Source organism: Pseudomonas fluorescens group sp., assembly GCF_020093335.1.
Classification (GTDB): Bacteria; Pseudomonadota; Gammaproteobacteria; order Pseudomonadales; family Pseudomonadaceae; genus Aquipseudomonas; species Aquipseudomonas petroselini.
Genome location: NZ_JAIOKW010000044.1, coordinates 36,721 through 47,630, shown reverse-complemented (window position 1 = coordinate 47,630; position 10,910 = coordinate 36,721). Strand labels below are relative to the sequence as shown.

Annotated in this window: 11 protein-coding genes and 2 pseudogenes; 9 read left to right on the top strand and 4 right to left on the bottom strand. The window is 55.4% G+C overall.

Features of this window, described 5'->3' with window-relative positions; genetic code table 11:
* Positions 1–141 precede the first annotated feature (141 nt).
* From K7431_RS27355 to K7431_RS27345, 3 genes and pseudogenes are all read left to right on the top strand, one after another.
* Complete coding sequence (locus tag K7431_RS27355) at positions 142–1,131, top strand: zinc-dependent alcohol dehydrogenase family protein (RefSeq protein ID WP_015885009.1); 990 nt, start codon at positions 142–144, stop codon at positions 1,129–1,131.
* A gap of 335 nt (positions 1,132–1,466) precedes the next feature.
* Entirely contained in the window at positions 1,467–1,706 is a 240-nt protein-coding gene (locus K7431_RS27350; RefSeq protein WP_043205675.1) for a DUF6124 family protein, read from the top strand.
* Between the two features lie 867 nt (positions 1,707–2,573).
* Positions 2,574–2,666: pseudogene (locus tag K7431_RS27345) on the top strand (SDR family NAD(P)-dependent oxidoreductase); the annotation flags it as partial.
* Between the two features lie 59 nt (positions 2,667–2,725).
* On the opposite strand, the gene K7431_RS27340 reads toward K7431_RS27345, so the two are convergent.
* Positions 2,726–3,649, bottom strand: a complete 924-nt coding sequence (locus tag K7431_RS27340) for a LysR family transcriptional regulator (RefSeq protein ID WP_015885010.1) — start codon at positions 3,647–3,649, stop codon at positions 2,726–2,728.
* Between the two features lie 111 nt (positions 3,650–3,760).
* On the opposite strand from K7431_RS27340, the gene K7431_RS27335 reads away from it, so the two are divergent.
* From K7431_RS27335 to K7431_RS27325, 3 genes are read left to right on the top strand one after another with little or no spacing between them, the layout of a single operon-like run.
* Entirely contained in the window at positions 3,761–4,249 is a 489-nt protein-coding gene (locus K7431_RS27335; RefSeq protein WP_043205677.1) for a GlcG/HbpS family heme-binding protein, read from the top strand.
* 57 nt (positions 4,250–4,306) lie between these two features.
* On the top strand, positions 4,307–5,821 hold the full coding sequence (locus tag K7431_RS27330; protein WP_015885011.1) for an MFS transporter: 1,515 nt from the start codon (positions 4,307–4,309) through the stop codon (positions 5,819–5,821).
* Between the two features lie 31 nt (positions 5,822–5,852).
* The gene (locus K7431_RS27325) at positions 5,853–6,536 is read left to right on the top strand and encodes an HAD hydrolase-like protein (protein WP_015885012.1); all 684 of its coding nucleotides are present in this window, start codon (positions 5,853–5,855) and stop codon (positions 6,534–6,536) included.
* Between the two features lie 235 nt (positions 6,537–6,771).
* On the opposite strand, the gene K7431_RS27320 is transcribed toward K7431_RS27325, so the two are convergent.
* Positions 6,772–7,668 (bottom strand): AraC family transcriptional regulator, encoded by an 897-nt coding sequence (locus tag K7431_RS27320; protein WP_043206307.1) that lies wholly within the window; start codon positions 7,666–7,668, stop codon positions 6,772–6,774.
* A 138-nt stretch (positions 7,669–7,806) separates the two neighbouring features.
* Here K7431_RS27320 and K7431_RS27315 point away from each other — a divergent pair, with 138 nt between their 5' ends.
* The 3 genes from K7431_RS27315 to K7431_RS27305 are packed head-to-tail and all read left to right on the top strand — an operon-like array spanning position 7,807 to position 9,943.
* A complete protein-coding gene (locus K7431_RS27315) occupies positions 7,807–8,550 on the top strand; it encodes an SDR family NAD(P)-dependent oxidoreductase (RefSeq protein WP_043205680.1) in 744 nt (247 codons plus the stop codon).
* A 17-nt stretch (positions 8,551–8,567) separates the two neighbouring features.
* Positions 8,568–8,969 (top strand): VOC family protein, encoded by a 402-nt coding sequence (locus tag K7431_RS27310; protein ID WP_015885015.1) that lies wholly within the window; start codon positions 8,568–8,570, stop codon positions 8,967–8,969.
* Positions 8,966–9,943: a saccharopine dehydrogenase family protein gene (locus K7431_RS27305; RefSeq protein WP_015885016.1), complete on the top strand. Its 978-nt coding sequence runs from the start codon at positions 8,966–8,968 to the stop codon at positions 9,941–9,943. Before K7431_RS27310 ends, K7431_RS27305 begins: the two co-directional genes overlap by 4 nt.
* A 231-nt stretch (positions 9,944–10,174) precedes the next feature.
* On the opposite strand, the gene K7431_RS27300 is transcribed toward K7431_RS27305, so the two are convergent.
* Entirely contained in the window at positions 10,175–10,606 is a 432-nt protein-coding gene (locus K7431_RS27300) for a bleomycin resistance protein (RefSeq protein ID WP_015885017.1), read from the bottom strand.
* A 190-nt stretch (positions 10,607–10,796) separates the two neighbouring features.
* Positions 10,797–10,889, bottom strand: a pseudogene (locus K7431_RS27295) (hypothetical protein); the annotation flags it as partial.
* Positions 10,890–10,910: the final 21 nt, after the last annotated feature.

Below are 10,910 nucleotides of genomic sequence, written 5' to 3'. Positions count from 1 at the left end.
GGGTGGGAATGTGGGTATTTGAAGGAATGGAGTCGCGCAGGTCGGCCAAGGCTTGATACGCGGACAAGACGTTCTGCTTTATCTCACACCGTCCCCGGCCTACATTGAACGCCTCATGGATCAATACGGAGGTCAACATTCATGGCACGCATAGTCAGGATTCACGCCTACGGCGACGCCAGCGTCTTGAAACTGGAAGACGTGGACGTCCCCGCCCCCGCCGCCGATGAAGTGCAAATCGACGTCAAAGCCTTCGGCCTCAACCGCGCCGAAGTGATGTTCCGCAACCACGCCTACCTGCAGGAAGCCGAATTCCCCAGCCGCCTGGGCTACGAAGCCGCCGGCGTGGTGGTCGCGGTCGGCGCCGATGTCACCGAAATTCAAGTGGGCGACGCCGTCAGCGTCATCCCACCGCTGGACATCGCCCGCTGGGGCACCTACGGCGAAGTGGCCAACGTGCCCGCCCACCTCACCGTCAAACACCCGCAAACCCTCAGCTTCGTGCAAGCCGCCGCGTCCTGGATGCAATACGTCACCGCCTGGGGCGCGCTGGTGGAACAAGCCAAACTGACCCAGGGCGACGTGGTGTTGGTGACCGCCGCCTCCAGCAGCGTCGGCCTGGCCGCCTTCCAGATCGCCCGCAGCGTCGGCGCCACCGCCATCGCCGTGACCCGCACCCGTGCGAAAAAAAAGGCGCTGCTGGATGCCGGCGCGGCCCATGTCATCGTCAGCGATGAAGAGGACCTGGTCGAACGCGTGATGCAATTGACTGACGGCCAAGGCGCCCGCGTGGTGTTCGACCCCATCGGCGGGCCGGGCTTTGAAGCGCTCACCCAGAGCATGGCCAGGGGCGGGATATTGCTGGAGTACGGCGCGCTGAGCTCGGAGCCGACACCGTTTCCGTTGTTTACCGTGCTGGGGAAATGTTTGACGCTCAAGGGGTATCTCTACGCCGAGATCGTGGCTGACCCGGTGGTGTTGGCACGGGCCAAGGCGTTTATTTTGGAAGGGCTGGCGTCGGGGGCGTTGTCTCCGGTGATTGCGAAGACGTTTGGGTTGGATGACGTGCAGGAAGCGCATCGGTTTTTGGAGGCGAACCAGCAAGTGGGCAAGGTGGTGGTGACGGTGTGAGGGCGGCGTCCTAGGACAATTCCCAAAGCTGGGGAGTGGGTTGCCCGATTGCCTACGCGTGCGTCAGAATCCGCCGGCTTGTGCGCTGGGGGGGTCGAATCTAAGGTGGCGCGGTCGCTGAACTTCTCGGTGATCGGGTTTAGTAGCCCGGATCGGTTATCTAAATGTGCATGAGCTTCATCAGTCAGACATCGCGTCTGTGCTTGATGGCGGCTGTGCGCAGGGCGTCCTCGGACGCGCCGGCTTTAGATATCCACCGGTCTACTAACCTGCGTACAGCTGCCACCCACTCGTTTAGTAGCGGGGAGGTGGCGGCATAAGCCAGGATATCTTTTATGTCTAAGGTCATACCGGATTCAACCGCGCTTTTCTGCGTTGCTCCAGACGCCAGCAATGAAGCCCTCGTTACCAATAGCTACGAGACCTTCGCCTCGGTCAGCACCCTTCTGCTCGACCTCTCCGAAAGCCTGAGTGGCAAACAGCGTGACATCGCGCTGGCAATTCACCAACTGAGTGAATTGGGCGTGTTACTCACAGCTAAGCTCCTTGATCGTGAGGCCCCCTCCGCTGGCTGATCATAGCTATCCAGAAGGCGAGGCGGATCAGTCGCTGAGTCGTAGTACGAAAAAAGGAGGACGGATTGATCCATGAAGAATCGTTTCGTCCCCTTTTCAATGGTCTCAAAACGGCCTTTCATGAATGGCTACTCTCGGCCAAAAGCCGTCATTGCGTGGACGCTGAGTGGCATACGGTAGATTCTTGACTTGTTGAGGGTTCGAATTGCTTCTTCATTGCCACATTCTTAAAACGCAATCCCATGATTTTTATATAGAAGATAGATGGTTTGTGGTTTTTTTGCGTCCAAAAAATAGCCCCATGGGACCACCATGGAACTGGCGCGTATTTTGGGTGCGTTTTTTACTCGCAAGACGGGTGCACTTCGTTCCTTTATGAACTTAGTGTTAGGCCCACTACTCCCTAGAGAGGAGCGCAGATTCGTAAGCGTGTCTTCAACGTTTTGAGACCGAGGGTAAGAATTGATGTCTGTTGCCAGGGGCGATGTTCATCACGTGAATAGCGTGTCGACTCATTTACTCGCCGGGATTGCGTGCGCGCCCACCACACTTGAAGCACGGAGGCGTGAGATTCGCACGCATGACCTGATTTTTAAGCTTCAACTTGAAGAGACTATTTCCAATCTTGATGCAGACAATCTACGAATCTTGTTCAGAGGGGCGCTTGAGAAGCGCCTCCGTGAAATTTTGAGCGAGTAAAAAATTTTGGTATTGCCTAGGTCGACATAACGCCGCTTATGTTCAAAAGGCTCGTACACGTTAGCCCGGTGTGGGGGCCTTTTTAATGGCTGCGGTAACCAATGCCCCCTACACTGGCCTACCAGTGCCCCTTGTACTGGTAAGCGCATAACCCGCGCTTAAACGCTCTTGGCCGGCGCAAGCAGAGGTTTGGGCAAAGCATTGGTTGAGGGGCTGGGTGAGAATGAGGACACGCTGATTGGTATCTCCTGTACTGATCCAGTGGAGGAGCCCCTGGAGGAGTAACCATCTCGCCATATGGCCCACGGGAAGTTTAACCTTCAGAGCATTTCTTTCTGTGCCCACCGCAGAGGATCGCCGTTCCACACGCGTTCATCGGTCTCAAGGATCTGGCTAATCAGGTTGCACACAATCGGTAGCCTCTCATGGCGGCGAAACAAAGCTCCAACCTCTGAAAAAATGGGAGGCCCAGCTATCTCCCTAAAGACCACATTTGGCAGTTGAACAGTTTGAATCAGAACGCTGGGAATGACTGCTATACCAACACCCAGTGCCACCTGTGTCAGCACTGCGACCAGACTTCCGGGAGCCGAACCAATGTGTGGATCGAATCTCCCGCGCTTGGCCACTTCACGCAACCCTAACCCCTGTTCAGGTAGCACAAACAACTCGTCAGCAAGCGCACTCGGGCGAATGTCATCAACTGTCTTTGCCAGGATATGGTCCGCAGGCAAAGCAACGCAGAATCGGTCTCGGGCCAAAATACGGCTGGAGATTGCGTCGGGCAAATGCACCGGCATCCGTACAAAGGCCACGTCAATCCGACCGTCCTCGAGAAGTGCCGTGAGCTGCTCGGTAGGGAGTTCCTTGGTGTTCACCATGACGTCTGGCCACTGATTGCGAAAGCGCTTGATCTGGTCCTGGAGTACCCCGAAAAAGGCGGCTGAACCCACGTATCCGATTTCCACTCGGCCAACCTGGCCTCGGCCTGCACGTTGGCCCACGTTAACAGCTCTCTCGAATTGTTCGAGAGTAGCGCGGGCTTCTGTCAGAAACGCTTCCCCAGCTGGCGTCAAAGCGACAGATCGCTTTGTTCTATTAAAAAGCCGAGCTTCTAACAAGCTCTCCACTTCCTGAATCTGCGCAGTGAGTGTTGGGGCAGAAACGCCCAGCTGCTCGGCCGAGCGTGAAAAATGTAGATTTTCCGCCACTGTTACGAAAGAGCGGAGATGGCGAATGTCCATGGCAGCGGAACCTAGTATTCAGTTTTTCTGAATTATAAAGCCATCAAGCTTTGTTGTACTGAATTATTCCCCCTGTTCCAATCATTGGACTCACTACATTAGGAGTTCACCATGTTCCGCCTTCCTCACATCGCGACTGCCTTGGCTCTTTCTGGAACGCTTGCTCTGCTCTCTCTGCCAGCAGCAGCATCGGATTTGCCTAGCCAGCCAATTCTGACGCTTGCCGCCGCTCAACAGATCCTCACAGCAGCGCAAACACAAGCGCAAAAGGCTGGTTGGCCGTGCGTGATCGCAGTTGTCGATAGTGCTGGTTTGCCTATTCTCCTCGCTCGAATGGACAACGCCGCTGTCCCAGCGGGTGTAGAACTGGCTCCCGGAAAAGCTCGTACAGCCGCTCTGTTCCGACGTCCTAGCGGCTCGCTAGAAGATGCCGTCAACGGCACCCGACCTGCCGTCATCACGGCCCAAGGCTTTGTGCTGATGCGTGGTGGTTTTCCGATCATCATCAACGGACACACCGTTGGGGCTGTAGGGGTATCTGCGGACACACCACAGCACGATGAAGAGATCGCTCAAGCCGGGCTAGCTGCATTCAAATAAACGCCCGTTTCAAAAAGTGCAGTTACCGTTCCCGCTATCAGAAGAGACTGTCATTCCATGAGAAAAGAAGCGGCCATACTGGTTGTCGCGTCGGCGGGCTGTGCCATGACAGTTCTAGATACGAACGTTGTAGGCATTGTTTTGCCAACCATTGCCAGGGATCTTCAGGCATCGTTTGCAGAGGTCGAGTGGGTCATAAGCACCTACGTGCTCTGCTTCGCTGCCCTCCTGCTTCCGGCTGGCTCCATCGCTGACCGGTATGGCCGACGACGCGTCTTTCTGTTCGGAATAGCGCTCTTTGCAGTCTCTTCTCTGGCCTGTGGTTTGGCGCCTTCAGCGTCAGGCCTTTATCTGGCGCGAGCGGTACAGGGAGTCGGAGCCGCTTTCCTGCTTGCTCCTGCCCTAGCCATCATCGGACACACCTTTCACGATGAAAAAGCGCGTAGCCACGCATGGGCGATCTGGGGCGGCATCATGGGACTCACAATGGTTGTGTCGCCGCTCATTGGTGGAGTGATCAGTAGTTCACTTGGGTGGCGCTGGGCTTTCTATATCAACATCCCAGTCTGCTTATTGCTGGCGGCAGCGGTCGTGACGCTGGTGGATGAATCTCGTGACCCCATTCCGAGAACATTGGACATCCCGGGAATTGCGCTGTTCGCGCTAGGGATGTTCAGTGCCACATGGGCACTCATAGCCGGTCCCAGTCATGGATGGTCCAGTATCCCTGTCCTCGTGAGCATGATCGGAGGCCTGCTGTTTTTCGCAGTCTTTGTCTGGGTCGAAAAACGCCGCACCCACCCAATGCTTGATCTCGAATTGTTCACAGCCAGGCCCTTCGTTGGCGCAGTACTCGCGATGCTAGCCTACGCCTCATCTGCTCAAGTCATGGCATCGCTGTTACCGCTCTTTCTACAAAATGGCCGTGGCAACGGAGTACTCCAAGCGGGTATCGCCATGCTTCCATTTGCCATTGCGATGCTGATTTTCCCCCAAGTAGGTAGGCGACTTTCGCCTTACCTTGACAGCGCGGGCATCCTGGCACTGGGCCTCTTAATCGTTGCACTGGGTAACCTTATTCTGATGTTCTCCGCCATTCAGCAGGGAGAACTATTGCTGATTTCCGGCATGGCTATTTTGGGAACTGGTGGAGGATTGCTGAATGGCGAAACCCAGAAGGCGATCATGGGCACAGTTCCTCGGAGTCGCGCCGGAATGGCATCCGGCATCAGCACCACATCCAGATTTACCGGCATATTGCTGGGTTTCGCCGGGCTGGGAGCGGTACTCGCCAGCGGAGTGAAATTGGCGATCGAAAGCAGGCTGATAGACGCGGGAGTGTCTGCTAAACCCGGATTTTCCGAATACGTGATGGCAGGCGACTTCGCACGTGCTATCGCAATGTATCCCCACGACTTAACCAAAACGCTGAATGGGCTCGCTCAGCAGAGTTACAGCCAGGGATTCGCGGGCGCATTTGTGATTGCCGCTGTGTTCTCGCTACTCGCATCCGGTGCGGTGTATGTGCTGATGCGTAGCAAAAAAAGCCATAGCCCGAGCCCTGCCATCTAGCCACAGCCCTGCAAAACGTGAGTAAAGATATATGTCGATAAATGAACTGAAAATTGCACACCCGATTCAGGCCGACGCAATTATTTTTGACCTTGACGGTACTCTCGTTGACTCTGCGGACGACATGACAGCGCAATTGAACGCAATTCTGATCGAGCGGAATCTTGAGCCAATTTTGGTCGCAACAACTTCATTATTCCTCGGTGACGGAATGCGGTCATTTGCCAGGCGAGCGTTCTACTTGCGTGGAATAAATAACATAGAAGAAGCGATTGATACCTTCATCTCGCGTTACGAACACACTGACCATCCGATGACAAAACCTTATGACGGGGTAATTGAAACCCTTAACGCGTTGCGAGAAGCGGGGTGGCAAATATCTGTCTGTACGAATAAGGACGAATCGATTGCCATCGATATTCTCAAGCAAACCAACCTGTTGAAATTCATGGATGTGGTCTGTGGCGGGGATACCGTGTCCTTTATGAAGCCTGACCCCAGACACCTGGGGGCATTGGTAGCGCGTGCCGATTACGGAAAGCTCCCCAAGATAATGATCGGGGACAATAGGAACGATTTTGAAGCCGCACGCGGATACGGAATACCGTTTGCTTTTGCCAGTTGGGGCTATGGATCTGTGCCTGACGATTGCAAAGCCCTTAATCTCAAAGAATTCAGAGATATTCTCGACATCGTTGGCTTGCCTGGCCACTGAGCGGCAGCTAAGGATCGACTCCCGTCCTCGTCGGTCTACTAAATTCCGGATTCTTAGCAGGTAGCAAGGTCAGAGGTTTCCAATGGTGTTCATGGTGGATTCCTCCTCCTCAGGAGAGGACTAGGGTGGATCAGGTACAGTACTCCGTCATCGATATTCGTCCCAGAATTGCCGCTCACTGATTTGGCTTCAATTGACTCCGTGCGGCACTGCGCGGAAGGTTTCAGTTGAGTGCTCACGTCACCCTGACGTCTCTCGTATCCCCGAGGATCCGCCCCGCATCTTTTGCAGGGGGTAGCCCGAACACGCGAGCATAATCGCGACTGAATTGCGTGGCACTTTCGTAGCCAACCTCGAAGGCCGCAGCCATGACGCTCTTGGCATTTGCCACCATCAGTGTTCGCGCCTGGAGCAAGCGCACGCGCTTCTGATACTGCAAAGGGCTCAAATTGGTAACAGCCTTGAAATGGCGATGAAATGCCGAGACGCTCATCGATGCTCGTTCTGCCAAGCGTTCTACGCCGATGGGCTTGGCAAAGTCGCGGCGAATCCATTGAATAGCCATGTTAACGCGGGCCATTGCGGTATCAGGCGCTGCGATCTCTCTGAGCATCCACCCATGCGGTCCCTGTAGGACGCGGAAGATGATCTCCCGCTCGTAAACCGGGGCCAAAGCTGCGATGGCATCTGGATCGCCCATCAGTCGGAGCATTCGTATCCAAGCGTCCATCAGCTCGGTCGTAACTGAGGCCACCGAAAAGCCGGGATTATTTTCCATGCGGACAGCAGGTTTGGGCAAGTCGCCGAATAATGTCGACAGGACTGCCGGATCAAGCGTCAGACTGACTGCCAGATACGGCTCGCCTGATGCGGCGGGATGTACTGAACCCACGGCTGGTAGGTCGATGGACATGACAAAGTAGGTCGCAGGATCATATTTAAGCGTGCGGTTACCCACCGTCATGCTTTTGCTGCCTTGCAGAATCAGATTGATCATGGGGTCATAGACCGCCGCCAGCAGGTGCTCTGGGATCTTGCCCTGAACCATGGCTACGCGCGGGATGCCTGTCTCGGTTCGGCGGTTTTCAGCGCCGGCCGCCAGTGATCTAAGTTCTTTGAGTTGGTTGTCCATGATTAGCATGCTGAAGGTATAACGACTCCTCGTGCAAGCAAAAAGCAGAAACAGGCATGTTTAGAGTAGGAACGGATATGACCCCCTAGGCGCTGATTATTACTCTGGATGCACATTCCAACCACAGAGGAAACAGATATGGGCGTCATCGTGATCACAGGCGGCAGCCGCGGAATCGGTGCCAGTGCCGCCGAGCATATTGCCAAAAAAGGTATGGGCGTCATCCTGACCTATAACGCCAATCCCCAGGCGGCGGCTTCGGTTGTGGAGCACATCAAAGACGCAGGTGGGAAAGCCATAGCGCTCAAGCTCGATGTCTCGGATGTTGGCAGTTTCGAGGCATTTCGCGAATCAGTAGTGGTAGCTCTGCGGGAGACGTGGAATGCCACAACGCTGAGTGGCCTGGTCAACAACGCCGGCTATGGCTTGTTCAACCCGTTGGCCTCCGTCAGCGAGGCGCAGTTCGACGACTTGTTCAAAGTGCATCTTAAAGGCCCGTTTTTTCTCACTCAGGTATTGCTGCCGCTGCTGGCGGAAGGCGCCAGTATCGTCAACCTGACCAGCGCCACTACTCGCGTAGCCACCGCCGGAGTTGCACCGTACGCCGCGTTCAAGGGCGGGCTCGAAGTGCTCACCCGCTATATGGCCAAAGAGTTTGGTGAGCGGTACATACGGGCCAATGCTGTATCACCGGGTGCTATCCGTACTGAGCTGGGCGGCGGGCTGAACGACGAGTTCGAAGCGATGCTGGCGGCGCAAACAGCGCTTGGAAGGGTGGGTGAGCCCGAAGATGTTGCGCGGGTTATTGCCATGCTGCTGTCCGAAGAGGGCACTTGGATCAATGCCCAGACTATTGAAGTCGCCGGCGGCTACAACATCTGAACATACGGGGGTACACCATGCTTGATCATATTTTTTTGTCGGTAAGCGACATCGCACGCTCTGTCAGTTTCTATGAGACTGTACTGAAGCCGCTGGGCATCACCGCGCGTTTGGACTACGACGGCAAGGACGGCCCACCGGGGCATCCAGACCTGAAAGGTTTTGGCAGCAATGGCCGAATGTTTTTCTGGTTGCGTGAAGGTGTATCTGGAGGGCGGGCTGTGCACGTTGGTTTCGTCGCGAACAACAAGGTAGAAGTTGATGCTGCCTACGCCGCGGCCATAGCGCAGGGCGCCATCGATAATGGCGCGCCGGGCGCCCGCTTACACTACGACCCCGATTACTACGCAGCCAATGTCCTGGACCCGGATGGGTACAGCCTGGAATTCGTCTATAAAAAATGGCAACACGTCCAATGAGCGCACTTCTGATCTACGGAGCCACGGGCTACACCGGTCGTATGGCGGTCAAGCGGGCAAAAGCGCTTGATCTGAATTTTGAAATCGCAGGGCGCAGCAAGCAGCAGCTTGCGATCCTTGCAGCGCAGTTGGACGTGCCATATCGAGTGTTCGATGCTGGCGCAGTTCTCGAAACTGATCTGTCTGGCATCTCGGTATTACTAAACTTCGCGGGGCCATTCGCGCAAACAGCAGAGTCATTGATGAACGCGTGCATCAAGTCTGGGGTCGACTATCTGGACATCACCGCCGAGATCAACGTTTACCGGCTAGCTGAGAGACTGGGCGTTCAAGCCGCTGCCAATAAGGTCATGCTTTTGCCAGGCGTTGGTTGGGACGTCGTCCCCACTGATTCGCTGGCGGTGCAGGTTGCTAGGCGCGTTGAAAATCCGCTTGCAATGAGCATCGCACTTCAGGTCCCAGGATCAATGTCCCGTGGGTCGGCCATGAGCGTTAGTGAGATCATCGGTGCAGGCCTACTCGCAAGGGTGGACGGCGAATTGGTTATGGCGCCCGATGCGACGCCACGGGACTTTGACTTTGGTCAGGGGCCGGTCCTTTGCGTGCCGCTTTCTTTCGGTGACCTGATCACAGGCTGGCATTCGACGGGCATTCCTAATATCGCGATGTATGTGCATATCGCGGGCGATGCGTTTCCAGAAGGTGATCTGTCGCAACTGCCTGACGGACCCACGGCAGAGCAACGGGATGCGCATCGCGCCCGCGCAGTGGTTGAGGTCATAGACGCTAATGGAGTAACCGCAACGTCTGTGATCGAAACCGTGAACGGCTATTCCTATACGCCATTGGCAGCGGTGGAAGCTGCGCGCCGGGTATTGAACGGTGAACGGCGCCCGGGATTTGCGACACCGGCCACGGTCTTCGGAGATGGATTTGCCGAGAGCATTGCCGGGACGGTAATTACCGACTTCTAACGTGGTGTTGGCGATTCAAATGGCCGCTGTACGCTCTGTAGCGGAGGCCGGGCGGACCAAATATCGCAGCATCGCACGCAGATGGCAGGCCAAAAAGCCGTGAGTACGCTCGGTTGAATTACGAGGCGCTTTTAAACCCCACCGTATTGGTGACCGGCCGCTTCTGGCCGATTGCTGCCCGTCGCGAGCGGCGGCAATCGCCCCATAGCTGACGGTCGGCTTGGCTCAGATTCACATTGAGCAAGCCGGTCGCTCACCCAACCGCTCTACCAGCCTTACGAGATAACCGTCGGGATCCTGAACGATGAATTCGCGTTGGCCTACTTCTATATCGTCAGCCCGATACCAGGTGTCTTTGCATTCTCGATAGAGTGGACATCCAGCCTGAACAAGTTTTTGGATGATGGGTGCGAAAGCCTCAACATCAATCTGTAGGTTGATGCCTCTTCCAAACGGTTTGGTCAACGGCGCAGTCAGCCATTGACCCGCGTCCGGATCAATCTGCTCCAGCATTACTTGAGCACCATTCAAATCAAGGTACGCAAATCCGTCATCCGAACGTTGATAAGCTACTTTGAACCCCAGACGAGAAACCCAAAAAGCCAGGCTGCTATCCAGGTTGGTGACCATTAACTCCGGAACCAGTTTGTTACGTTCGAACATGAGATGACTTCCATTTCAAAATGCTTTTTTTTTGGGCGGGCAGGTTCTGCACCTACGGCTTCGCTGCCAGGGCGGGATCGTGGTGAGCATGATGATGCACGGTTGAGGAGAATTGGGGTCAGACCACGTTTTCAATAATGGTGGTCTGACCCCTATTTCAACTTTCAATAATGGTGGTCTGCCCCCTATTTCGCACTGGATTTTCTTCGGCTACATAATCGTCCAAGCACTCCGGCAGCAGCGTCACCTGCGTCCGAGTCTCACCCTCAATGAATCGTTTCATGATCACCCCCGATACGATCTA